Raw genomic sequence first — 25613 nt, forward strand, 5'->3', positions numbered from 1 at the left:
TTATCTTCAATCTTATGTATTACCTTTTATTTACAATTTATAATAAAAGCATTTAATACGGGTATAGTTAAAAAATAAAAGTTTATTAACGATAACGTTTTCTTTTTATAATATATCTATAAAGACAGGCTTTTATATGTTATGTTTTTAGGAGCAGGTGATATTAGTCTTTAGCATATCCCAGTCCGCAGATGCTTAGTTTTACCCCTTCAGCCTTTAGTAGTTCTTTGCTTATTGCGGTAATAGTAGCCCCCGTGGTAATAATATCATCTATAATAAGCAGATGTTTGTTTTTTATTATCTCTTTATTAATCAAGGTAAAAGCGTTCTTTACGTTTTCATTTCGCTGCCAACGATCAAGTTTTGTTTGGCTTTGTATGAAAACATCTCTACATATAACATTGTTTAATATAGGTATATTTACTACATTGCTTATCCCCCTTGCTATCATTTGGCTCTGATTGTATCCTCGCTGTTTATACCTATATTTGGAAATTGGAACTGGAAGGAGAGCGTCTATTCCTTCGAAGAAGCCATTACGAGTATATATCTTAGCTATAGTCTCACCAAAAAAAACACCTATATCGGGACGATCGCCATATTTGAGAGCATAGATAGCATTACTTATTTGGGTATGATGCTGATAAAAAAGATATGCTACGCAGCGTTCAATAGGTATTTTACCCCAAAAACATCTTGCTAACTCATTGTCGTAAGGTGATAAATAGTAATTGGTTCGGTTAAAATGTAATGTACAAGTAGCACAAATAACATCTTCAGAAAGGCTTAATCGCTTTTTGCAAACACAACATTCACGTGGAGCTATTAGGTCTATTATGCTCGACCATATATTAAAGTTCTTCCTCATCTATAACAGTATCAACACATTGTTTAATTAAATCGAAAGAGAATCCTTTGGAAAGACCATACTTTATTAGTTTTACGGATCGTTCGTAGTCGTTATTAGCATTAATAGAGGGGTATTTGTTTTTAAGTAGTGGACGTAGCACGGTGAGGTATTCTTCGTTTGGTATAGCATCGAGGGCAGGCGTATATATCTTACTATCTATGTGCTTTGCCCACAGTGCTTGTTCTATTTTGCGTCTTCCCCATTTATTATACTTTATTTTATCACTTATAAAAGCCTTAGTATAACGTTCGTCATTGATGTATCCATAATCAAAAAGTTTCCCTAAGATGCGCACTTTAGCTTCTTCGGAAAGCCCCATTTTGTACATCTTGTCCATTATCTCGCTTGAACAATGTTCAGCTTTTGCACAGAAATTGCCCATTTTTTTTAGAGCTTGTTCTTCTGTTATAGGTTTCTTTTGTATCATAAAAAAAGAGTAGCTTTTATAAATCGTTGTTTATCAAACTGGTCGTTCCTGTATTGTATCATTGTATAGCCTATATCTTCGAGCATGTTTTTTATATCATTAATATATAAAGGATTAGTTTCAAAATAAAGAGAGCCTCCTTTTGTTAAAGCTGATTTTCCAATATTAGCAATAGCTCTATAGAAACGTAAAGGGTCATCGTCAGGTACAAATAGTGCAATATGTGGCTCATGTTTGAGTACATTATCAGACATTGACGTATGCTCTTTACAGCAAATATAAGGAGGATTGCTTATAATAACATTCCACTTTCTTTCACTTACATTTACATTGAAAACATCTTGCAACCGGAAATTTACCTTTCCTTTTAAGGCGGAAGCGTTTTCTTTAGCAATAAGCAAAGCCTCTTTGCTTATATCCCAAGCTGTAACATTACTATGTGGAATATCGAGCGAAAGGGTAATTGCTATACATCCACTTCCGGTTCCTATATCCAAAATTTTTATATTATTAGAATCTAATAAGTTACAAGCAGTAGTACAACAATCTTCTTTCACCCATTCTACAAGTACTTCAGTTTCTGGGCGTGGTATTAATACTCCGGAGCGCACATGAAAGGATCTACCTAAAAAAGTTTCTTTACCTAACACATATTGTACGGGCTCAAACGATTCTATACGGCGTATTAATTCCTCGAGTTTTAGCTGTTGTTCTTGGGATAATTCATTAACTTTGCCTATAAGAATATCAGCAAAGGAAAGATTAAACTCCTCTTCTAAGATAAGTCTGATAATGGCTTGTGCTTCACGTGGATTGTATAAAGGGGTTAGCCTTTGCCAAAGATGTTGATATTTCATAATGGCAAAGTTATAAAAAATAACGAAAATGGAATTAAAAGAAATCGATGAAATGTACATGCGGCGCTGTTTGCAGTTGGCAAAGAATGGCATGCTATTAGCTAAACCTAACCCGATGGTGGGAGCTGTGATAGTGTCGGATAAAGGTAGGATTATAGGTGAAGGTTATCATATATGTTATGGAAAGGAGCATGCGGAAGTAAACGCTTTTGCTTCTGTACGAAAAAAAGACGAACATTTATTATCTAAAAGTACGATTTATGTAAATCTCGAACCTTGTTCGCATTTTGGTAAAACTCCACCTTGTGCAGATCTTATTATAAAAAAAGGAGTAGGCAGAGTGGTGTGTGGCTGTATAGATCCTTTTTCTGTGGTATCAGGGAGAGGTGTTCAGCGTATAAGAGAAGCAGGAATACCTGTTAGTGTGGGTGTTTTGGAGCGAGAATGCTTAGCACTTAATAAGCGCTTTATAACGTTTAATACAAAAAAGCGTCCATATATAATATTAAAATGGGCACAAACAGCTAATGGATTTATAGGCACAAAAGGAGATGTGCTTAAGATTTCTACTTCGTTTACTAAAATGCTTGTTCATAAGTTGCGAGCAGAAAATGATGCAATAATTGTAGGGAGAAACACTGAAATGTTAGAGCATCCACAGCTTAATGTACGAAAGTGGTGGGGGAAGAGTCCTTTAAAAGTAGTATTATCATCTACTTTGCCTGAAGCTATTCACGATATACCTACTCTATTGAATGAGTTATACAGAAGAAAGTGTCAAAGTGTTATTATCGAAGGTGGTGCTATGACTTTAGAAAACTTTATTAAGAATGATTTATATGATGAAATAAGAGTAGAAGAGTCGTCATTAACTATAAAAGAAGGAATTAAGGCTCCGCAACTTCCTACAGACATAAGAGTAGTGAAAAAAGAATATTTTGATAATATTATTACTACTTATAAACGATAAGTGTTTCATTTTATAATAGTAATATTTATCTTATGCTTTGATAAATAAGGAAAGAATTAATCGTGGTATATCTTTTGATTTCCAAGTAAAATTATTATCTTTGTAGCTTGTTAAAGCAGTAAAAATATTTCTAAGATATACAATGCAGGCAATGATATTTGCGGCGGGTTTAGGTACTCGTTTAAAACCCCTTACAGAAACAATGCCCAAGGCGTTGGTGCGAGTGGGCGGTAGAGAGCTTCTTGATAGGGTTATCGTGCGGCTTAAGGACGCTGGTGCGACTCATATAGTGGTGAATGTGCATCATTTTTCAGAGCAAATAATAAATTATTTATGTGTTCATAATTATGGAATACGTATAGATATATCCGACGAAACTGAGCAGCTCCTTGATACAGGTGGTGGTATTAAGCGAGCTGCTTCTCTTTTTAGTAGAGAAGAACCTGTTTTAATACATAATGTAGATATATTGAGCAATGTAGATTTAACAAAGTTTTATAACAATGCTTCTAATAGTGTTGCTGATGCTTTGTTACTTGTTAGTAGTCGTAAGACTGAGCGTTATCTTATCTTTTCTGAAGATATGCGTCTTATGGGTTGGACAAATGTGTCTACTTCTGAAGTAAGATCGCCTTATGCAGAGCTTCAAGGTTTATGTTTTAAGTCTCCTTGTGATAGCGTTGCTTTAGCTCATGGCTATCGGCTTTATGCTTTTTCGGGTATTCATGCGGTGTCATCTTCAGTCTTTGATGTGATGAGGCGTGAAGAAAGTGATGTTTTTCCTATAATAGACTTTTACTTACGTCATTGTCGTGAGCTTTGTTTCCATGGCGAGGTGAAGAACGATCTAAAGCTAATTGATGTAGGAAAGATAGCATCGCTTGGTGATGCAGAGCTTTTAGTAAAACAGTTATAGTGTATGTGGGCTTATAATAATATTTCTTAAATATAAGCTTTCTCTTAACAAAAACAAAACAAGATATGCAACAAAAGATTATCATTTTAGATTTCGGTTCACAGACTACCCAGCTTATAGGTCGCCGTGTGCGCGAGTTGGATACCTTCTGTGAGATTCTTCCTTACAACAAGTTTCCTAAAGATGACCCCTCTGTTATAGGTGTTATACTTTCAGGTTCCCCTTATTCAGTGCATGATCCTGAGGCTTTTAAGGTAGATCTTAGCGATTTTATGGGTAAGATACCTGTGCTTGGTATATGTTATGGTGCACAGTTTATTTCTCAAGAATGTGGAGGTAAGGTGGAGCAGACGGGCACTCGTGAATATGGTCGTGCTAATTTGGCTACTGTTAATACAGATAATGCTCTTTTTAAGGGGTTCGATGAGCATTCTCAAGTGTGGATGTCGCATGGTGATACAATAACAGCAATTCCTGTAGATAGTGATATTGTTGCGTCTACTGCTGATGTTAAGTATGCTGCTTATGCCTTTAGGAATATACCAGTATGGGGGGTACAGTTCCATCCTGAGGTATATCATTCTTTACAAGGTTTTGAGTTACTTAAAAATTTTGTTGTAGATATTTGTGGAAGTAAGCAGAGTTGGAGTGCAGCGTCTTTTATAGATACTACTGTAGAGGAGCTTAAAAACCAGTTGGGTAATGATCGTGTTATATTAGGTTTGTCAGGTGGAGTAGATTCTTCTGTCTGTGCTGTGTTGTTAAATAAAGCCATAGGTAGTAACCTTACTTGTATATTTGTCGATCATGGTATGCTCCGTAAGAATGAGTATAATAAGGTTATGGAGGCGTATAAAGGGTTAGGCTTAAATGTAGTGGGGGTTGATGCTTCGGATAAGTTTTTTAATGATCTTCAGGGGGTTACCGATCCAGAGCAGAAGCGTAAGATTATAGGTCGTGATTTTGTGGAGGTGTTTAACGCAGAGGCTAAGAAAATTACCGATGCTAAGTGGCTTGCTCAGGGTACTATATACCCAGATAGAATAGAGAGCTTAAGTATCACAGGAATGGTAATAAAGAGTCATCATAATGTGGGAGGTCTTCCTTCTGATATGCATTTGCAGCTATGTGAACCTCTTCAGTGGCTTTTTAAAGATGAAGTTCGTCGTGTGGGGTACTCTTTGAAGATGCCCGAACGTCTTATTAAGCGTCATCCTTTTCCAGGTCCCGGATTAGCAGTTCGTATATTGGGTGATGTTACTCGTGAGAAAGTTCACATCCTTCAAGAAGCCGATGATATTTATATAGAGAAGATGTATAATTATATTATGGCTGATGGATCGAGTCTTTATGATAATGTTTGGCAAGCAGGTTGTGTGCTGTTGTCTACTATTCGTTCGGTAGGTGTTATGGGTGATGAACGCACGTATGAGCATCCGGTAGCATTACGTGCTGTAACTTCTACTGATGCAATGACAGCCGATTGGGCTCATTTACCTTATGACTTTTTATCTGATGTTTCTAATGAGATAATCCGTAAGGTAAGAGGAGTAAATAGAGTTTGTTACGATATCTCTTCAAAGCCTCCTTCGACAATAGAATGGGAGTAGAATATAGAAGAAAAATATTTTTAAAAAAGTAATGTATCTTGTTTATATCTTTGTGCAAAAGATGTTAAAGCTACGGTAATATTAAGATATGTTACTTGCATAAATATATGATAAGATGTACTTTTGTAAAAAGTTTTTTTAGTGGTTAATTTAGTTTTAGTATTTATTCCTTGGGTGATGTGATATCAGCCAAGGTTTTTTTAAATATGAATATTAAGCAGAAAAAGTAGAAAAGATAAGTATTATCAGCATAGTAATAAATAATATGAAAAAAAACAATCGTTTTTCTTTTTTATTCTTATCTTTGTATTTAAAATGGCAATAAGTTAGAATATGGAAATACAAGAAAGATTTATTAATTATACTAAGTTTGATACTCAGTCTGCAGATGAGTCGGATACTATACCAAGCACTTTGAAGCAGCTTGTCTTTGCTAAATATCTAAAATCAGAATTAGAGAAAGAGGGATTAAAAGACGTAGAAATGGATAGTATGGGTTATATTTATGCCACTTTACCATCTAATAGTAAGCGTAAGATTCCAACAATAGGTTTTATATCTCATTATGATACAGCTCTTGATGCAAGTGGTGCTAATGTTAAAGCTCGTATAATAAGCAATTATGATGGAGGTGATATTCGTTTGAATGATGATATGGTGTCTTCACCTTCACGTTTTCCTGAGTTATTAGAGCATAAAGGTGAAGATCTTATAGTAACCGATGGCACAACTCTTCTTGGTGCAGACGACAAAGCAGGTATTGCAGAGATAGTGCAAGCTATGTGTTATCTTCGTGACCATCCTGAGATAGAACATGGTGATATTCGTGTTGGGTTTAATCCTGATGAGGAGATAGGAATGGGCGCTCATCATTTTGATGTAGAGAAATTTGGTTGTGAATGGGGTTATACTATTGATGGAGGTGATATAGGAGAATTAGAGTTTGAAAATTTTAATGCAGCAGGAGCAAAGCTGTTGATTCATGGTAGAAGTGTTCATACTGGTTATGCTAAAGGTAAAATGATTAATGCAAGTGTATTAGCATGTGAATTTCAGTCTATGATACCAAAGGATGAGCTTCCTGAAACGACAGAAGGTTATCAAGGTTTTTACCATTTGTTGGGTATTGAGAGTCGTTGTGAAGAGGCTACTTTAAGTTATATTATCCGTGACCATGATCGTCAGCGTTTTGAGGCTCGTAAGGCGTTCATAGCTTCTTGTGTAAAAAAGCTAAATGCAAAGTATGGTGATGGCACTGTAGAACTAAAACTTACCGACCAGTATTATAATATGAAGGAAAAGATAGAGCCTAATATGCATGTTATTGATCTTGTTCTTCAGGCTATGCATGAAGCAGGTGTAGCTCCTAAGGTACAGCCTATTCGTGGTGGAACAGATGGTGCACAGTTGTCTTTTAAAGGATTACCTTGTCCAAACATATTTGCGGGCGGTGTTAATTTTCATGGACCTCATGAGTTTGTTTCCATTCAGGTTATGAAGAAAGCCATGGAAGTTATAGTAAATTTATGTCGTCTTACAGCCGATTATAATGCTTAATAATATTTTATTATAGAGAGAGAGCTTCTTTTTTATGTATGTATAATGAGAAGTTTCTCTCTTTTTCTTTGAAAAACATAAGAACATATTTCTTTTTATGAGTTTAATTTCTGATCTCGCCTTGATTCTTATAGTAGCAGCCTTTGTTACGATTATTTTTAAAAAACTTAATCAGCCGTTAGTGCTTGGTTATATAGTAGCAGGCTTTATAGTATCTCCTCAGATGCCTTATACAATGAGCGTGATAGATAAGGCTAATATTCATACATGGGCAGATATAGGGGTTATCTTTTTATTATTTTCGCTTGGTTTAGAGTTTTCTATTAAGAAGATATTAAAGATGGGTGCATCTCCTATTATATCAAGTATGATAATAACCTTTTCAATGACCTTTTTAGGTTTTGTTGTTGGTCGTTTCTTTGGTTGGGAGCAGATGGACTGTATGTTTTTAGGTGGTATGATAGCAATAAGTTCTACTACTATTATATATAAAGCATTTACTGATATGGGATTGACGCAAACAAAGTTTGCTATAAATGTGATGAGTGTTATCATTTTGGAGGACATTCTTGCAGTTGTAATGATGGTGATGCTTAGTACAATTGCAGCTGGTAATGGTCTTAGTGGTAGTCAGATATTAGGTAGCTTGATAAAAATAGTATTCTTTCTTGTGTTGTGGTTTGTTATAGGGCTTTTTGCTATTCCTTTAATATTACGTTCTGTGCGTAAGTATCTTAATAATGAGACGTTGCTTATAGTAGCTTTAGGTTTGTGTTGTTTAATGGCAGTATTGTCTACAGAGGTAGGTTTTAGTGCAGCTTTTGGTGCTTTTGTAATGGGTAGTATACTTTCGGAAACAGTAGAAGCTGAACGTATAGAGCATTTAGTAGAGCCTGTTAAGAATCTTTTTGGTGCTATTTTCTTTGTTTCAGTGGGTATGTTAGTAGATCCTGTAATATTAGTGAAGTATGCTGTGCCTATTATTTTGCTAACGCTAACAGTACTTTTGGGTAAGATTATTTTTGGTACATTAGGATATTTTCTTAGTGGTCAGCCCTTGAAGACATCTATGCGTTGTAGCTTTTCTATGGCTCAAGTGGGTGAGTTTGCTTTTATTATAGCCTCTTTGGGTTTATCTTTGGGTGTAATAGCAAAATTTCTTTACCCTGCAGTTGTTGCAGTATCGGTAATTACTACATTTCTTACTCCTTATATGATACGTGCAGGTGAGCCTGCTTATAATCTTCTTACTCGGATTCTTCCTAAGTATTGGGTACGTCGTTTAGAGCATATTCAGGCAGCTCCTACTTATAATCCTATAAATGAGCGTTATTGGCATCGTCTTGTAAAGTCGATGATTTCTAGTACTTTGATTTATAGTATATTGTCTATAGCTGTTATAGCGGTGATGTTTTCAGTGTTATTACCATATTTGCGTAATATATCTGTAGAGTGGTTTAATGTGGAGTGGGTAGGTAATACTGTTTGTGGTGTTGTTACATTAGCATTGATAAGTCCGTTTTTGCGTTCTATTTTGATGAAAATAAATCATTCTGAAGAGTTTCGTATTTTATGGATTCGTAATCGTCTTAACCGTCTTTCTTTAATAGGTACTATGGTTATTCGAGGTTTTGTAGCAATGGGTTTTGTCTTTTATGTTATTAATTATTTATCTCGTTTTCGTACAGCTCTTATTATAGTAGTGGCATTAATAGTGCTGTTGCTTATAGTATTATCTCGCACATTAAAGGCTCGTAGTATATCTTTAGAACGTGTATTTGTGCAAAATCTTTGTAATCGTGATCTTCATGCACAGATACGGGGTGAGGCTAAGCCACAGTTTGCAAATGACCTTCTCGACCGTGATATACATATAGGAACTATAGAAATGCCAGAAGGCTCATTGTGGGCAGGTAAGTCGTTAAGTAGTTTAGAGCTTAGAACTCGTTTTGGTGTACATATAAGTAGCATAATTCGTGGTAGTAGACGTATCAATATTCCTAATGGTAGTGTGCATATTTTTCCAAATGACAAAATAGAGGCTATTGGTGATGATGAGCAGTTAACGAAGTTTTCTTCGGCTATAGAGCATGATGTTATTGATTATGATATAGATATAGAGAAGCGTGAGATGAAACTTCGTCAGATAGTAATAGCGTCAGATAGTCCTTTTGTTGGTAAGAGCATTCAAGAAAGTGGTTTGCGCGATCGTTATAATTGTATGGTAGTAGGTATTGAACAGGGACAACAAAAGCTCACTCTCATAAATCCTAACATACCTTTAGTATCAGGCGATGTTATATGGGTAGTAGGTGAGGAGAAAGATCTTAAAAACATAGGAGGGTAGTTAGATAAAAAAGAGATTGTTTTAATCTAAGTATTTTCGTTGTATTATTTATATATTATACCTTTATTAATATAGATGGTATAGATGTTTATATGATAGAATATAGGGTGATGTTAGATATAACATCACCCTATATTTATGAAATGATAAGTTGTTATTTTTTTTTACAAAAAAGAAAAGAGTTTAGAAATTGTTTTCTTGTAATTGGAAGAAGCTCTTTGGATGGTTGCAAGTAGGGCAGAACTCTGGAGCCTTCTTACCTATTACTATATGACCACAGTTACGGCATTGCCATATTGCATCTCCATCACGTGAGAATACTACTTGATCTTCGATATTCTTTAGTAGCTTACGGTAACGTTCCTCATGATGCTTTTCTACAGAACCTACGAGCTTAAACTTGGTAGCTATACCTTTAAACCCTTCTTCTATAGCGTCTTTAGCCATTTGGTCATACATATCTGTCCACTCATAGTTTTCACCATCTGCGGCATTTTCCAAATTGGTAGTTGTAGTGGGTATTACACCTCCATGTAAAATCTTAAACCATAGTTTAGCATGCTCTTTCTCGTTGATAGAAGTTTCTGTAAAGAAGCCTGCTATCTGCTCGTAACCTTCACTTTTAGCTTTTGAAGCGTAGTATAGATATTTAGTATGTGCTTGACTTTCACCAGAAAAAGCTGCCTGAAGATTAGCTTCAGTTTTAGTTCCTTTTAGCTTTTCAGAATCTATCATTTCCATTTTGTTTGCTTTAGCATGGCATACAGGGCATTCAGCTAATGGTTCCTCGCCCTCATACATGTACCCACATACGGTACAAATAAATACTTTTTTCATAATGTTTTTATTTCATAATGTTTTTATATAGCTTTTCCCTTTTTAGGGAAGAAGAGTAAGTTAGTATATTTCTTGTTTGTAGCAAGAGAATATGTCGTAACTTATCTTTATTAAAGCAGATGTTAACTGCTTAAAAGTGATGCAAAGATAAATATTCTTTTTGTAATATTTTCTGAAAAAGGAAAAGAAAATAATCTTATGCGGTCTATTTTTACATTTTCTAAGTAGTAATGTTTTTTATTTTCACTTAATGAATTATGGTCTTATAAATAGATAGCTTTGGTTTGTGTATAATAGTTGTGAATGCTATGGTATTGATTTGTTACAGTGTTTTCTTGTGTTTTGTTATTATGAGAAAAATCTTTATAGTTTTTCTTTTTATATTTATTAGTATAATGATAAAAAAGCTGCCCCTTTTTATTATTTAAGGGACAGCTTTTTCTTAATTTATTAATTTGTTATGATGTTTAAATTGTTTTCAACATTACATCATTCCACCCATACCAGGATTCATTGCTGGCATAGCTGGGGTCTCTTCTGGTTTATCTACGATAAGACATTCTGTAGTTAGGAATAATCCTGCGATAGAAGCGGCATTCTCTAATGCTACACGAGCAACTTTAGCCGGATCAATAACACCAGCTGCACGAAGATCTTCGTATTGCTCTTTGCGAGCATTGTAACCAAAGTCGCCTTTGCCCTGACGTACTTTGTCTACTACAACAGCACCTTCGCCACCTGCGTTGAATACAATCTGACGTAAAGGCTCTTCGATAGCACGGCATACGATGTTTATACCTGTTTGCTCATCACCGTTTTCACCTTTTAGATTTTCTAAAGCCTCTTGTGCACGAATGTATGTAGTACCTCCACCTACAACAACACCTTCTTCAGTAGCTGCACGAGTAGCACATAAAGCATCGTCTACGCGGTCTTTCTTTTCTTTCATTTCTACCTCAGAGTTAGCACCTACATATAATACTGCAACACCACCTGAAAGTTTAGCCAAACGTTCCTGCAATTTTTCTTTATCGTAAGAGCTTGTAGAGTTAGCTATCTCGGTCTTTATTTGTGCCACACGATCTGCTATAAGCTGCTTCTCGCCACCACCATCTACTATAGTAGTATAGTCTTTGCTAACGGTAACTCTCTTAGCATGACCAAGCATGTCTAAGGTTGTCTTGTCAAGGGTTAAGCCTTTCTCTTCGCTGATAACGACACTACCTGTTAACACTGCAATATCTTCGAGCATAGCCTTACGACGATCGCCGAAGCCAGGAGCCTTTACAGCACATATCTTCAAACCTGCACGAAGACGGTTTACAACAAGTGTTGTTAAAGCCTCAGAGTCGACATCTTCTGCTATTACCAATAATGGTCTACCACTTTCTGCAACAGGCTGGAGAATAGGAAGGAAGTCTTTTACAGAAGAAATCTTTTTATCGTAAAGCAAGATATAAGGATCTTCCATCTGACACTCCATCTTATCTGTATCGGTTACAAAATAGCCAGATAGATAACCGCGATCGAACTGCATACCTTCTACTACACCAATAGATGTTTCACGAGTTTTGCTTTCTTCTATTGTTATTACACCGTCTTTAGAAACTTTGCGCATAGCGTCAGCTAATAGCTTACCTATTTCAGGGTCATTATTAGCAGATACAGTAGCTACTTGCTCTATCTTGTCATAGTTATCACCTACTATCTCGGCACTATCTTTTATAAAATCTACAACCTTATTTACTGCCTTATCTATACCACGTTTTAAGTCCATAGGGTTGGCACCTGCTGCTACATTCTTTAAGCCCTCGTTAACTATAGCCTGTGCGAGAATGGTAGCTGTGGTAGTACCATCGCCAGCATCATCACCAGTTTTGCTTGCTACACTCTTAACAAGCTGTGCACCAGCGTTCTCAAAAGTATCTTCAAGCTCCACTTCCTTAGCTACAGTTACACCATCTTTAGTTATTTGAGGAGCACCAAACTTCTTGCCTATTACTACGTTTCTACCCTTAGGACCAAGGGTTACCTTTACTGCGTTAGCCAACTGGTCAACACCGCTCTTTAATAGCTCACGTGCGTCTTTGTCAAACTTAATATCTTTAGCCATTGTTTTTACTTACTTTATATTAAAAAAATGTTGTAATACTTTGCTTTCTTATTTTACTACTGCCAAAACATCGCTTTGGCGCATCATAAGATATTTCTCACCCTCACACTCTATCTCAGTGCCAGCATATTTGCCATATAACACCTCGTCATTAACCTTCAGAATCATTTCTTCATCTTTAGTGCCATTGCCCACTGCTATTACTTTGCCACGCTGTGGCTTTTCTTTAGCTGTATCAGGAATGATAATTCCACCTACTTTTTCTTCTGCTGGTGCAGGGAGTACCAATACTCTGTCTGCTAATGGTTTGATTGTCATAATTATTATATTTTTAAAAGTTTTAAATCTGTATTATCTTTTTTGGATAGCCCATATATAATATTAGGCTTTTCGCTATGATATATGCCAAAATCGTGCCAAAGGTAGGCTTCTGACATAAAATCATGCCAAGATGGCAGATAAAGATTTTACTTATTTCTTATTTTAAGAGGTGTGCATCTTTTGTTGTTATGCCTTGCGAAATAGGTGTAAAGAAGTTTTTTTTCTTCAAAGCAACATATAAAAGCTAATATGTACACCAAAGAAAGGTGTAATATTAGCTAAACATTTTTCTTTAGAAACATATTATTTATAGGTGTAGATAACCTGTATCATAGTTTGCCCTACTGCTTTTAAGCTGTTTTTATCAATATGTTCTATAGTGTCGTATATGGTATGCCATGTCGGACCAAAAGAGCTTTGTTGGCAATCAGGATAGTATGGAATGACATCTATTGTAGGAATACCCGCTTTTTTATTTATAGGAATATGATCATCTGTAATCATTCCCCCCATATCATCAGGAAAAAAAGATTCATATCCTGCTTCTTTAGCAGCATTCCATACACGCTCAACAACGTCAGGAGCATACTGCATAGACATTCCTTCACGATAAAATTGTGCTCCCTCGCCACCTACCATATCTAAGAGAATACCAAATAGTGGCTTTGTTTTCTTATAGTAATTATCAGCAAAGTATTGTGCTCCTAAAGCCCAACTCTCTCCGGTATCTGTTACAGTATGTTCCCATGAGGGTACTCCCCAGTCTTCGGCATCGAAGCAAACGAAATCGATACCTATATTTAAAGGTTGTTTTTTCTTGTTTAATATGCGAGATAGTTCTATCATAACAGCTACACCACTTGCACCATCGTTAGCTGCCATAACAGGTTTTTTATGGTTGGAAGAGTCGGGATCGTTGTCAGCCCAAGGACGAGAATCCCAGTGAGCACATATCAAAATACGTTTTTTTGCATTGGGATTATATTGTGCAATGATGTTAGTAGCCCTTAATATGGTACCGTCATAGCCTTTTAAGTTGGCATTTTGCTCTTTTACAGTACAGCCATATTCTTTAAATTTTTTCACTATCCATGCTCTGCATTTTTCATGTGCGTCCGAGTTCATTATGCGTTCGCCAAACTTGCATTGTGCTGCAATGAAGGTATAAGCTGAGTCTTCATTGAAATTAGGTCCTACAGGTTTTGCTATAGATACATCTTTTTGCTCGTCATTATTAGATGATTTAGAATTATTCTTTCCTTTACAGCTTATGGTAGATGTAGCTATTATTATTAAAATAAGGGCAGAAAGAAGAAATGTTATATTTTTTTTCATGTTTATTCTGTTGTGTGAAATTCTAAAAAAAACTATTAAACTTGTTGCACTTGCGCCATAACACGAAGCCAATTTTTACCCCATATCTTTTCTATATCATGTTCATTATATTTGCGACGAAGTAAATGAATGGTAAAATTAATCATCTCACTGGCATCAGCCATTCCTTTTATGGTGCCATCTCCATCGAAGTCGGTACCTATACCAACGTGGTCTATACCCATAATCTTTATGGCATGCTCAAGATGTTCTATGGCGTTAAGTATAGTGACTTGACCTTGTGTTTTTAAAAAACCATGATAAAGCGTGATGTGAGCTACACCTCCTTTTGCGGCAAGTGCTCTCATTTGGTCATCTGTAAGGTTACGAGGAACATCGCAAAGAGCTTTACTGTTAGAGTGGCTGCATACTATAGGTTTTTGGCTTATGTCTAAAGCGTCATAAAAACTCTTCTCGCCCCCATGGCTAAGATCCACCATAATGCCATTTTTATTCATTTCTTGTATAACCTTTTCGCCAAAAAGGCTTACACCTCCATGAGTGTTTGAGCCACGTGCAGAGTCGCAAATATCATTGTCTCCGTTATGGCAAAGGGTAATATATGATACTCCACGTTGTGCAAAATGTTTAATATTTTCGAGTTTCCCGTCTATAGCAAGCCCGTTTTCAATGGCTAATATTATACTTTTTTTATTGTTATGTTTGTTTTCATAGAGGTCAGACGGTGTGCGTGCAATAGCTAAATATTTGCTATTTTGATGTACTATCTGTTCTATTTTGTCAAAAATAAAATTTGTATAGCTAAAAGGGGTGATAATGTTAAGTTGCTCTTTGAGATCAGGATTATATCGTTTTAGTCCTTCAATATCTATTTTTGAGGCAAACAATTCTCCTTTTTTAGGTTGTGGAAGATAAGCTACCATGGACACAGCGTCTTGTCGTCCCTCGGTCATCTTGTGTAGGTCATAAAGTATGCGAGGGTCTCTTTTCTCAAAATGTACTCCTTGAGGGAAGAACATTGGTGTGTCACAATGGGTGTCAAGTGTAAGAATGTGTTTATGTACTTGTTTAGCAGAACAAAATATACTTGCCTGTTTTACAAGCCACGAAAATAGCTTCCCTCCTTCTTCTCCCATCCATTCAGGATGCCATTGCACTCCTATTAAGGGCTTACATTCTACACTTTCTATAGCCTCTATAACTCCATCTGGAGCAAGTGCTGATACTTGAAAATGTTTGCCAGGTGTTTTTACAGACTGATGGTGATACGAATTAACAAAAATTTTTTCTGTTTTATAGATAGAAGATAAAATAGTGTTTGGTATAACAGTTACGCTATGTGTAGGTTCTGCTTTATCTGCGTCTTGTGAGTGTTTTATTTTTGCAGAATGAAAAGTAGCTACAGACTGGGTTTTTCCTGTTTTTTCATTATCAGAACACGTGTCTTCTATATAGTTTTCATAAATATCCTGCTGCACTTTTCCACCTAAAGCTGTTACCATAGTCTGAATACCACGACAAATGCCCATTATAGGTATTTGCCTGTTGAAAGCGAGATGGGTAATCATTAGTTCGGCTAAATCGCGTTTAGCATTAATGTTATGTAAATGTGGTGATGGCTCTTCACCCTCCCAAAGCGGATTAATATCACCGCCACCAGTAAGTAACAAACCATCTATCTTTTCCAAACTATTTAGTATTACATCTTTATCAGCGATGGGAGGTAGCAACATAGGTACACCTCCTGCTTTTACTATTTGTTCATAATATACCTCTCTCAATGTGGCATCTGTGTCAGTATGATTGGTTGTTATACCTATTATAGGCATGTTCTTATATTCTGGAAACCTATCATATACCTCTTGAAGATGAGCTTGTAGATTATAATCCATTCTGTTTTCTTTTCTCCTTTCTGTTTTTTCTTATATTTTTGATTATTCTTCTTCGTTAGAATTGTTTACAACAGGCACTTCCCTCTTTATGCTTTGTTCGAGAGAAATAAGCGTTTCTGTTGATACCACACCAGGTATACTTTGCATTTTGTTATTTAGCAAATCCATCAATTGCTCATTGTCCTTAGCATATAGCTTTACAAGCATGGTATAAGGCCCTGTCGTAAAATGGCATTCTACTACTTCGGGTATGTTATTTAGCCGAGCTACTACCTCTTTATACATAGAACCGCGTTCAAGGTCTAACCCTACATAAGTGCAAGTGGAATAACCTAAACTTTTCGGATTTATATAATAACCACTACCCGTAATAACACCTTTTTCTACTAAATGTTGTACACGTTGATGTATTGCAGCACGCGAAACTTCACATTTTGCAGCCACGTCTTTAAAAGGCATACGAGCATTTTGTGATAGAATACTCAGGATCTTTTTATCTAATTTGTCTATTTTTCCCATTTTTTGTTTTGTATTAAACAATAGAGAATTATGTGTTAGTTATAAAATATATTTTTATGTAGCACCTACACGGTTGTGAATATATCCTTATTGATAGAAAGCTATTCACATAGCATAGATCCTAATAGAATAAACAAAAGTAAATAATCTATTTTTATTAGCAAACAATATGTTATAAAAAATGCGCCCAATAGGCGCATTTTTTTATTTAAAGTGCTTTTTTTAATATATCTCGAAACTCTTTTATTTTTGCTTTTTTGTAGCTTTCTTAATAACTTTCTTTACAGGTTCAGCCTTTTCTTCAGCTTTATTCTCAATACCTTTTAGTTCCATAGTAAATATTAAAGCAGAGTAGGGAGCTATCTTCTCGCCTGCTCCACGCGCACCATAAGCCAAGTCTTGAGGCACGAAAATAGTCCACTTAGAGCCTACGGGCATCATACAAAGAGCTTCTGTCCAGCCTTTTATAAGACCGCTAACACCAAAGACGTCATAGTCTTTACCATGTAGAGAAGTGGCGTCAAACACTTTTCCATCTATAGTCTTTCCTTCATATACTACTCTTACTTGGCTATCCTTGGTAGGTATGGGGCCTGTTCCTTTTTGTAATATTATATATTGTAGCCCTGTAGCTGTGGTGATAACACCATCTTTCTTTGCATTCTCTGACAAGAAACGTTCGCCAGCTTCTTTGTTAGCCTTGTCCCTACTCTCTCGTAAAGCTATGCGTTTTGCTTCAAAATATTTTTCTGCTTTAGCTTGAGTAAACACACTGCTATCTTTTTCTAATGCTGCAACAAACCCTGCAAATAGCTTATCATCGTCTATATTAACCCCTGTTTCTTTAAATTGAGACTTTATATTAGGCAATATTTGTTTCTGTATTTGCTCTGCAATAGCAAAACCTGCCATGTAAGCTAAAAAGGCTTTATCAGAACGACGATTAAAAGCCTCTTTAAGACCACGAAGGAAATAGACCTTATTAGCTTCTTCTATACCGTATTTTTGTGATAAATATTGGTCCAAACCTCCTGTAACAGCTGCGCCAGTTGCATAACTTAATGTATCAGAAGGGGTTGTTAATATTATCTTATCAGCTACCTTTTGCTCTACTATTACCCTTTCCTTGTTTTTCTTTCTTTGAGCACTTATACTTGAGAATGCTCCACTAATCATAATGATGACTACTAAAGTTAAAATTTTCTTCATGTTTTCTTTTATTTATAATAATACTTGTTTATTACAATAAGGTCGATTCCTTAGAATCGACCTTACCGCACCATTAGTATATATATAATAGCTTATTTCTGTACAGGAGAAGTTACAGAAGGAGCTTTCTCTATAGATACAAGCTCTATTGTAAATATCAATGTAGAGAAAGGTTTAATCTGAGGACCTGCTTGTCTTGCACCATAACCTGCTGAGGCTGGTATTGTTATTTCCCACTTAGACCCTACTGGCATCTTTGTCAATGCCTCTGTAAAGCCAGGTATAACCCCACTTACAGGCATGGTAGCTCCGTCGCGCTGGTCGAAAACCTTACCATCTATAGTTTTACCAACATAGTTTATCTTTACAATGTCAGAAGTCTTAGGTGTTACTCCTGTACCTTTCTTTATCTCAAGCACCTGAACGCCTTGCCCTAATGTCTTAATACCTGCTTTCTTAGCATTTTTTATAAGGTAAGCCTCATTCTGCTTTTTGTAAGCACCATATGTCTTTTCTGCGCTCTTTTCCTGAATAGCTGCAGCTACAGTTTGTTCTATCTTGCGAGCTTGCTGTACTGTTATCTTCTGACCCTTACCCTTTGCAGATGCAGCAAAGCCTGCTATGAAATTGTCTATAGATATGCTCTGTGTAGAGTCTTCTCCAAAGATTTGCTTATTAATCTGCTGCTTAATCATCTGACTAATTTGCTGACCAACACCTATACCTGCATTATAAGCCGATTTCTTTTTGTCATCTGCACTCTTAGTAGCATCGTTTAGACCCTTAACAAATTCGTCAATATAAGCAGTATCTATCTTCATAGAAGCAAGATATTGCTTAACGTTCTGACCTTGGTCGATACCGATAGCATAACTTAACGAGTCTACGTCCGATTTTAATTCTGCTTTTGGATTAGAGTTTCCACAAGAAGTGAAAACTGTTGCTGCTACAATAGCGGCAGCAGCGAATGTGATTTTTTTCATTTCGTTATTATTATTTTATATTTTCTCTTTTTTTATTTTACAGCAACAAGCTCTACTATGAATATTAACGCTGCACATGGAGGTATAGAACCACCTGCACCACGCTCGCCATAAGCTAGTGTGTAAGGAATGAAGAAACGATACTTAGCTCCTTCTTTCATTAGCTGTACACCTTCTGTCCAGCCTTTTATAACCTGATTAAGCCCAAAAGTAGCAGTTTGGTTACGATCGTAAGAACTGTCAAACTTTGTGCCGTCTATGAGTGTGCCTTCATAATGACACTCTACTGTAGATGTTGCAGAAGGCTGCTTGCCTGTGCCTTCACGTAATACCTCATACTGAAGACCAGATGGTAATACTTTCACACCCTCCTTTTTTGCATTCTCTGCTAAAAACTTTTCACCCTCTTCTTTAAAAGCTTTACCAGCCTCAGCCATTGCTGCAGCTTGCCTGGATTCCTTTTCTTGAAAGAATTTTTGCAATAGTTGCTGGGCTTCGCCCTGCTCCATCTTTAGTGATGTGCCAGAAAGAATATCCTTTATTGCTTGTGCAAAATCGTCAATATTTAGCTCTTTAGCACCCATTTCTGACAACTGGGTTCCGATACCAATGCCTAAGGCATAGCTTAATTTGTCCATCTAATTTGTTTTGTGTGTTAATTATAATTAGCTGCAAAGATAATATTTTTGCTACAATGAATAGCATTTCAGCTAATTAAAATTACTAAATTTGTATAGATTTATCTTTTAGCTTAAAGTGTTACTATACTTTTTAAAGGAGATAAATAATAAATATTTGATATTTTATCTGTTTACATGGAGGCTTTTAATGATATGAAAATAAGGTGTAAACAGTAAAAATAATCTATTTTTAATACAAAAATAGATTAAAAATCATTCAAAAATAAATTATTTTCCATAGCAATAATTTATCTTTATTTATAAAAATCGTCATCTTTAGTCTTTCTTTATATCACCTTTATACATTGAAATAGTGGTGAGATAGGAAAAGATATTAAAGTTTTGTAAGTTCTGAATGAAAGTTTAATCAAAAATGTTGCTACGTATATTATTAATAGATTATTGATGACTATAAACTTTTCGATGTTGTTAATTATACAAAAGAATAGTAGAAGCTTTTATAAAGTAGGATTTTTTTAGAGAATTAAGTTTGGTGCATGGTAAATGTAGTAACCTAATATATTATAATAAGGTGGAAATTAAAACAATGTAAATAAACAAATAAAAGTTATTTATTGTTAATTATAAGTTTTCCTAAAATATTACTTATTAAAGGTAGGCGTCTATTAGAAATAAAGTTTGTACCTTTGCACTCTGAAATGGCGTAATGTTCTTTTTTAATCTAAAGAGTAACGTTTTAATAGCCATAACAAGCTGATAATAAATAAAATAAATATATAAATAAAAATTAAAATTATGCCTACTATTTCACAGTTAGTAAGAAAGGGCAGAAAGGATATCGTAGATAAGAGCAAATCGCCTGCTTTGGATAATTGTCCTCAGCGTCGTGGTGTTTGTGTTCGTGTCTATACGACTACTCCTAAGAAGCCTAATTCAGCAATGCGTAAGGTTGCTCGTGTGCGTTTAACAAATCAAAAGGAGGTTAACTCATACATTCCTGGAGAGGGGCACAACTTGCAAGAGCACTCTATCGTTCTTGTTCGTGGTGGTCGTGTAAAAGATCTCCCAGGTGTTCGTTATCATATTGTTCGTGGTACGCTTGATACCGCAGGTGTAGCTAATCGTACACAGCGTCGTTCTAAGTATGGAGCTAAGCGTCCAAAAGCTGCTAAAAAGTAATTTTTAGTATTTAAAATCTTAAAGCTAAGAGCTGATAAAAGTCGGAGATGACTGATAGCTTGGTGCTTAAAATAAAAGAAATATAGTTAAGATAGTTTTGCTGGAGAATTGTTAATAACAAGGTTGAGTAAATGTTCTGGAGAGAACGTTGAAGAACGAAAATATTACGACAGCCTCCGCAGAATATAAAATTTTAAAAAAGAAAATGAGAAAAGCAAAACCAAAGAAGCGTATAATCCTTCCTGATCCAAAGTTTAATGATCAAAAGGTTTCTAAGTTTGTGAACCACTTAATGTATGATGGTAAGAAGAATACCTCTTACGAAATTTTTTACGATGCTCTTGATATAGTTGCCGGTAAGGTTAAAGACGAAGAGAAGTCGGCTCTTGAGATATGGAAGCAAGCTCTTGATAACATTACTCCACAAGTAGAGGTAAAGAGTCGCCGTGTAGGTGGTGCTACATTCCAAGTTCCTACCGAGATTCGTCCTGATCGTAAGGAGAGTGTGTCTATGAAGAATATGATCCTTTTTGCACGTAAGCGTGGCGGAAAGAGTATGGCAGAGAAGCTTGCAGCTGAAATTGTTGATGCTTTCAATAATCAGGGCGGTGCTTATAAACGTAAGGAAGATATGCATCGTATGGCAGAAGCTAACCGTGCGTTTGCTCATTTTAGATTTTAATCGAGTACTGATATTATAAAATAGGTAAAATAAAAAAATGGCTAATCGCGATTTACATTTAACTCGTAACATTGGCATCATGGCTCACATTGATGCTGGTAAGACGACTACTTCTGAACGTATCCTTTTCTATACAGGTAAAACTCATAAAATAGGTGAGGTGCATGATGGCGCTGCTACTATGGACTGGATGGCTCAGGAGCAAGAACGTGGTATTACTATTACTTCTGCTGCTACAACCTGTAACTGGAATTATTTAGGTAATTCTTATAAGATCAACTTGATAGATACTCCGGGACACGTCGATTTTACTGCTGAGGTAGAACGTTCTCTACGTGTTCTTGATGGTGCTGTCGCTACTTATTCTGCTGCAGACGGTGTTCAGCCACAGTCAGAAACAGTATGGCGTCAGGCTGATAAATATAATGTACCACGTATAGGTTACGTTAATAAAATGGACCGTTCTGGTGCAGATTTCTTTGAGACAGTGGCTCAGATGAAAGATATTTTAGGTGCAAACCCTATAGCTATTCAGATTCCTATTGGTGCTGAAGAGAACTTTAAAGGTGTAGTAGACCTTATTAAAATGAAGGCTATCTTATGGCACGATGAAACTATGGGAGCAGAATATGATATAGAAGATATTCCTGCTGATCTTGCTGATGAAGCTGCTGAATGGCGTGATAAATTGTTAGAGGGTGCAGCTAACTTTGATGATGAGGTGATGGAACTTTATCTGGAAGGTAAAGATGTTCCTGAAGATAAAATTATCGCAGCTATTCGTAAGGGCTGTATAGCTATGGAATGTTGCCCTATGTTGCTTGGGTCTTCTTATAAGAATAAGGGTGTTCAGCCTTTACTTGACTATGTTTGTGCTTTCTTACCTTCTCCGTTAGATACTGTAGTCATAACAGGTACTAACCCTGATACAGAAGAGGAAGAAGAGCGCAAGGCAAGTGAATCTGAACCTACTGCAGCACTTGCATTTAAAATTGCTACCGACCCATTTATGGGGCGTTTAGTGTTCTTCCGCGTTTATTCTGGTAAGGTAGAAGCAGGCTCGTATGTTTATAACCCACGATCAGGGAAAAAAGAGCGTATAAGCCGTTTGTTCCAGATGAATTCTAACAAGGAAATACCTATGGATTCTATTGATGCTGGAGATATTGGTGCTGGTGTAGGTTTTAAAGATATTCGTACAGGTGATACTCTTTGTGATGAGAATGCACCTATAGTACTCGAATCTATGACTTTCCCTGATACTGTAATATCTATAGCTGTGGAACCAAAGAGCCAGGCAGATGTAGCTAAGCTTGATAATGGTCTTGCTAAGCTTGCAGAAGAAGATCCTACATTTACTGTTCGTACTGATGAGCAGAGTGGTCAGACTATTATATCAGGAATGGGTGAGCTTCATTTGGATATTATTATAGACCGTTTGAAGCGTGAGTTTAAGGTAGAGTGTAATCAAGGCAAGCCACAAGTGAACTATAAGGAGGCTATTACAAAGGCTGCACAGAGTCGCGAAACTTATAAGAAGCAGTCTGGAGGTCGTGGTAAGTTTGCTTGTATCGATGTTACTATAGAGCCTAAGGATGAAGACTTTGAGGGCGATTTACAGTTTATCAACGTTGTTAAAGGTGGTAATGTTCCTAAGGAGTTTATTCCTTCTGTAGAAAAAGGATTCAGAGATTGCCTATCAAATGGTGTTCTTGGTGGCTTCCCTCTTACAGGGCTTAAGGTTACTTTAACCGATGGTTCTTTCCACCCTGTAGACTCTGACCAGTTATCTTTTGAGCTTGTTGCTCATCAAGCATTTAAAGTATTAGCACCTAAAGCAGGACCTGTGCTGATGGAACCTATAATGAAGGTAGAAGTTGTTACTCCTGAAGAAAACATGGGAGATGTTATAGGCGACTTGAACAAGCGTAGAGGTTTAGTACAAGGTATGGAAGAAGCTCGTAGCGGTGCTCGTATTGTTAAAGCTATGGTTCCATTGTCAGAGATGTTTGGTTATGTAACAGCTTTACGTACTATAACTTCAGGTCGTGCTACCTCTTCTATGGAGTATGATCACCATTCTCCTGTTTCGGCTAATCTTGCTAAAGAAATCTTAGATGAGCTGAAAGGTAATTCAGATTTAGTGAAATAAACAATAAGTTATCCCCCTATAGCGAATGACTCTTATAGGGGGCATACTAATGTTCAGATATAAAAATAAAATTAAAATTATAGAAAAAGATGAGTCAGAAGATTCGTATTAAGTTGAAATCTTACGATCACCAGTTGGTAGATAAGTCAGCAGAAAAGATCGTTAAAGCAGTTAAGGCAACAGGTGCCTTGGTTAGTGGTCCTATTCCATTGCCAACACATAAGCGTATTTATACAGTTAATCGCTCTACCTTCGTTAATAAGAAGTCTCGTGAGCAATTTCAGTTATCAAGTTTTAAGCGTTTAATCGATATTTATAGCTCTACAGCTAAAACTGTTGATGCTTTAATGAAACTGGAGTTACCTTCAGGAGTTGAAGTTGAGATAAAGGTATAGGATAGTACTTTAAATAAAGAAAATTTTTATTATATTAAATATTAAATTGAAATGCCAGGATTATTAGGAAAGAAAATCGGAATGACATCCGTTTTCAGTGCCGACGGTAAGAATGTACCGTGCACTGTTATCGAAGCTGGTCCTTGTGTTGTAACCCAGGTTAAAACTGTAGAAAAAGATGGTTACAAGGCTGTTCAGTTAGGTTTCGGCGAGGCAAAAGAGAAGAGAACTTCTAAGCCTTTGCAGGGACATTTTAAGAAAGCCGGCACAACACCAAAGAAGCACTTGGCCGAGTTCAAGTTTGACGAGGAGTATAACCTCGGTGACACCATTACTGTTGAATTATTTAACGACACAAAGTATGTAGATGTTGTTGGTACTTCTAAGGGTAAGGGGTTCCAAGGCGTTGTTAAACGTCATGGTTTCGGTGGTGTAGGTCAGTCTACTCACGGTCAGGACGACCGTGCACGTAAGCCGGGATCTATTGGTGCTTGTTCTTATCCAGCTAAAGTTTTTAAGGGTATGCGCATGGGAGGCCAAATGGGTGGCGATCGTGTTACAACTCAAAATTTACAAGTGTTAAAGGTTATTCCAGAACACAATATACTTCTTGTAAAAGGGAGTGTTGCTGGATGCAATGGTTCAACCGTAATAATTGAAAAATAATGGATATTAACGTATTAGATATCAAAGGTCAGGAGACCGGCCGTAAGGTAACTCTTAACGAGAATATCTTCGGTATTGAACCAAATAATCATGTTCTTTATCTTGCTGTTAAGCAATATTTAGCAGCTCAGCGACAAGGCACTGCTAAGTCGAAGGAAAGAAGTGAACATGCTGGTTCTACTCGTAAACTTGGGCGTCAGAAGGGTGGCGGCGGAGCTCGTCGTGGTGATATAAACTCACCAGTACTTGTTGGTGGAGGTCGTGTGTTTGGACCTAAACCACGTGACTATAGCTTCAAGTTGAATAAGAAAGTAAAAGTTCTTGCCCGTAAATCAGCCTTGTCTTATAAGGCACAGGAGAATGCTGTTGTTGTTGTAGAAGATTTCAAGCTAGATACTCCAAAGACAAAAGATTTTGTAAATATTACTAAAAATCTTAAAGTTGATGGCAAGAAAGTACTTTTAGTTTTGCCAGAAGCAGAAAAAAATGTATATTTGTCAGCTCGCAATTTGAAGAAGTCTGAAGTAATGATAGCAGCACAGCTTAATTCGTATAAAGTACTTAATGCAGATGTGCTTGTTATTACGGAGAATTCTTTAAAAGTGATAGACGGAATCTTAACCAAGTAAAATTAGGAGACAGCAGCAATTATGGGATTTATTATTAAACCAATGGTCACCGAGAAGATGACTAAGATTACAGACAAGTCTTCTGAAAGTAAGAAGTTTAGTACTCGTAGCGAAAAAATCGGAAAGGCTCATAACGCAGAGAAGGAAGTTCGTAGTTATGTTGTTAAGACAAAAGCTAAGCCTGAAGGCGTAAAAAAAGAGAAGGTTGTGTATACTTATGAAAAGGAAGCACATGCTAAGTACGGTTTTATTTGTAAGCCTGAGGCTAATAAGCTTGAGATTAAGAAGGAAATTGAAAGTCTGTATAACGTTAAGGTAATTGACGTAAATACAGTGCGTTATGCTGGTAAGCGACAGGCGCGCTATACAAAGGCAGGTCTTGTAAAAGGACAGAAGAACGCATATAAGAAGGCGATCGTCACTTTGAAGTCTGGCGATACTATTGATTTTTACAGCAATATTTAAA

At 36.4% G+C, this 25613-nt stretch carries 24 protein-coding genes; 12 read left to right on the forward strand and 12 right to left on the reverse strand.

The window, feature by feature from the left end; translation table 11 throughout:
• Window positions 1–163: 163 nt before the first annotated feature.
• Genes F596_RS0103360 through prmC form a run of 3 tightly spaced genes read right to left on the reverse strand, consistent with a single transcriptional unit; the run spans window position 164 to window position 2194 of the window.
• A complete protein-coding gene (locus F596_RS0103360; protein WP_008448055.1) occupies window positions 164–868 on the reverse strand; it encodes a ComF family protein in 705 nt (234 codons plus the stop codon).
• A complete protein-coding gene (locus F596_RS0103365; RefSeq protein WP_019035863.1) occupies window positions 852–1337 on the reverse strand; it encodes a regulatory protein RecX in 486 nt (161 codons plus the stop codon). Before F596_RS0103365 ends, F596_RS0103360 begins: the two co-directional genes overlap by 17 nt.
• The gene (prmC, locus tag F596_RS0103370; protein ID WP_024992609.1) at window positions 1334–2194 is read right to left on the reverse strand and encodes a peptide chain release factor N(5)-glutamine methyltransferase; all 861 of its coding nucleotides are present in this window, start codon (window positions 2192–2194) and stop codon (window positions 1334–1336) included. The genes F596_RS0103365 and prmC overlap by 4 nt, the downstream gene beginning before the upstream one ends.
• A gap of 28 nt (window positions 2195–2222) precedes the next feature.
• Between prmC and ribD the strand changes: the two genes are divergently transcribed.
• From ribD to F596_RS0103395, 5 genes are all read left to right on the forward strand, one after another.
• Window positions 2223–3164, forward strand: coding sequence for a bifunctional diaminohydroxyphosphoribosylaminopyrimidine deaminase/5-amino-6-(5-phosphoribosylamino)uracil reductase RibD (gene ribD / locus F596_RS0103375; RefSeq protein WP_019035865.1), 942 nt, complete (start codon window positions 2223–2225; stop codon window positions 3162–3164).
• 142 nt (window positions 3165–3306) lie between these two features.
• Window positions 3307–4080, forward strand: coding sequence for a sugar phosphate nucleotidyltransferase (locus tag F596_RS0103380; protein WP_019035866.1), 774 nt, complete (start codon window positions 3307–3309; stop codon window positions 4078–4080).
• Between the two features lie 65 nt (window positions 4081–4145).
• Entirely contained in the window at window positions 4146–5690 is a 1545-nt protein-coding gene (gene guaA / locus F596_RS0103385) for a glutamine-hydrolyzing GMP synthase (RefSeq protein WP_019035867.1), read from the forward strand.
• 333 nt (window positions 5691–6023) lie between these two features.
• Window positions 6024–7247, forward strand: a complete 1224-nt coding sequence (gene pepT / locus F596_RS0103390) for a peptidase T (RefSeq protein ID WP_008447947.1) — start codon at window positions 6024–6026, stop codon at window positions 7245–7247.
• Window positions 7248–7344: 97 nt separating this feature from the next.
• A complete protein-coding gene (locus tag F596_RS0103395) occupies window positions 7345–9594 on the forward strand; it encodes a monovalent cation:proton antiporter family protein (protein ID WP_019035868.1) in 2250 nt (749 codons plus the stop codon).
• Between the two features lie 183 nt (window positions 9595–9777).
• On the opposite strand, the gene rbr is transcribed toward F596_RS0103395, so the two are convergent.
• The 9 genes from rbr to bamJ all read right to left on the reverse strand — a co-directional run bounded on the left by rbr (window position 9778) and on the right by bamJ (window position 19441).
• Complete coding sequence (gene rbr / locus F596_RS0103400; protein ID WP_008448005.1) at window positions 9778–10431, reverse strand: rubrerythrin; 654 nt, start codon at window positions 10429–10431, stop codon at window positions 9778–9780.
• 484 nt (window positions 10432–10915) lie between these two features.
• Window positions 10916–12544, reverse strand: coding sequence for a chaperonin GroEL (gene groL / locus F596_RS0103405; protein ID WP_008448026.1), 1629 nt, complete (start codon window positions 12542–12544; stop codon window positions 10916–10918).
• A gap of 48 nt (window positions 12545–12592) precedes the next feature.
• On the reverse strand, window positions 12593–12862 hold the full coding sequence (locus F596_RS0103410; protein WP_008447979.1) for a co-chaperone GroES: 270 nt from the start codon (window positions 12860–12862) through the stop codon (window positions 12593–12595).
• Between the two features lie 306 nt (window positions 12863–13168).
• Window positions 13169–14200 carry a M28 family peptidase gene (locus tag F596_RS0103420; RefSeq protein WP_008448041.1) on the reverse strand — a complete coding sequence of 344 codons (1032 nt, stop codon included), beginning with the start codon at window positions 14198–14200 and terminating at the stop codon, window positions 13169–13171.
• Window positions 14201–14235: 35 nt separating this feature from the next.
• The gene (locus F596_RS0103425; RefSeq protein WP_019035871.1) at window positions 14236–16092 is read right to left on the reverse strand and encodes a gamma-glutamyl-gamma-aminobutyrate hydrolase family protein; all 1857 of its coding nucleotides are present in this window, start codon (window positions 16090–16092) and stop codon (window positions 14236–14238) included.
• A 42-nt stretch (window positions 16093–16134) separates the two neighbouring features.
• The gene (locus F596_RS0103430) at window positions 16135–16611 is read right to left on the reverse strand and encodes an Lrp/AsnC family transcriptional regulator (protein ID WP_019035872.1); all 477 of its coding nucleotides are present in this window, start codon (window positions 16609–16611) and stop codon (window positions 16135–16137) included.
• Between the two features lie 243 nt (window positions 16612–16854).
• Entirely contained in the window at window positions 16855–17820 is a 966-nt protein-coding gene (locus tag F596_RS0103435) for an FKBP-type peptidyl-prolyl cis-trans isomerase (protein WP_019035873.1), read from the reverse strand.
• Between the two features lie 92 nt (window positions 17821–17912).
• Window positions 17913–18803 (reverse strand): FKBP-type peptidyl-prolyl cis-trans isomerase, encoded by an 891-nt coding sequence (locus F596_RS0103440; protein WP_019035874.1) that lies wholly within the window; start codon window positions 18801–18803, stop codon window positions 17913–17915.
• A gap of 32 nt (window positions 18804–18835) precedes the next feature.
• Window positions 18836–19441: a BamJ family beta-barrel-assembly machinery protein gene (bamJ, locus tag F596_RS0103445; RefSeq protein WP_019035875.1), complete on the reverse strand. Its 606-nt coding sequence runs from the start codon at window positions 19439–19441 to the stop codon at window positions 18836–18838.
• A gap of 798 nt (window positions 19442–20239) precedes the next feature.
• On the opposite strand from bamJ, the gene rpsL reads away from it, so the two are divergent.
• The 7 genes from rpsL (at window position 20240) to rplW (ending at window position 25612) form a co-directional block, all read left to right on the forward strand.
• Window positions 20240–20623: a 30S ribosomal protein S12 gene (rpsL, locus tag F596_RS0103450; protein ID WP_004335835.1), complete on the forward strand. Its 384-nt coding sequence runs from the start codon at window positions 20240–20242 to the stop codon at window positions 20621–20623.
• A 205-nt stretch (window positions 20624–20828) separates the two neighbouring features.
• Window positions 20829–21305, forward strand: coding sequence for a 30S ribosomal protein S7 (rpsG, locus tag F596_RS0103455; protein WP_008448289.1), 477 nt, complete (start codon window positions 20829–20831; stop codon window positions 21303–21305).
• 37 nt (window positions 21306–21342) lie between these two features.
• Window positions 21343–23457 (forward strand): elongation factor G, encoded by a 2115-nt coding sequence (fusA, locus tag F596_RS0103460; protein WP_019035877.1) that lies wholly within the window; start codon window positions 21343–21345, stop codon window positions 23455–23457.
• An 89-nt stretch (window positions 23458–23546) separates the two neighbouring features.
• Complete coding sequence (rpsJ, locus tag F596_RS0103465) at window positions 23547–23852, forward strand: 30S ribosomal protein S10 (protein ID WP_008448278.1); 306 nt, start codon at window positions 23547–23549, stop codon at window positions 23850–23852.
• 51 nt (window positions 23853–23903) lie between these two features.
• The gene (gene rplC / locus F596_RS0103470; protein WP_008448336.1) at window positions 23904–24518 is read left to right on the forward strand and encodes a 50S ribosomal protein L3; all 615 of its coding nucleotides are present in this window, start codon (window positions 23904–23906) and stop codon (window positions 24516–24518) included.
• The gene (rplD, locus tag F596_RS0103475) at window positions 24518–25147 is read left to right on the forward strand and encodes a 50S ribosomal protein L4 (RefSeq protein WP_008448323.1); all 630 of its coding nucleotides are present in this window, start codon (window positions 24518–24520) and stop codon (window positions 25145–25147) included. Before rplC ends, rplD begins: the two co-directional genes overlap by 1 nt.
• A gap of 21 nt (window positions 25148–25168) precedes the next feature.
• The gene (gene rplW / locus F596_RS0103480; protein WP_008448287.1) at window positions 25169–25612 is read left to right on the forward strand and encodes a 50S ribosomal protein L23; all 444 of its coding nucleotides are present in this window, start codon (window positions 25169–25171) and stop codon (window positions 25610–25612) included.
• Window position 25613: the final 1 nt, after the last annotated feature.

This window comes from Prevotella amnii DSM 23384 = JCM 14753 (genome assembly GCF_000378745.1).
Taxonomy (GTDB): Bacteria; Bacteroidota; Bacteroidia; order Bacteroidales; family Bacteroidaceae; genus Prevotella; species Prevotella amnii.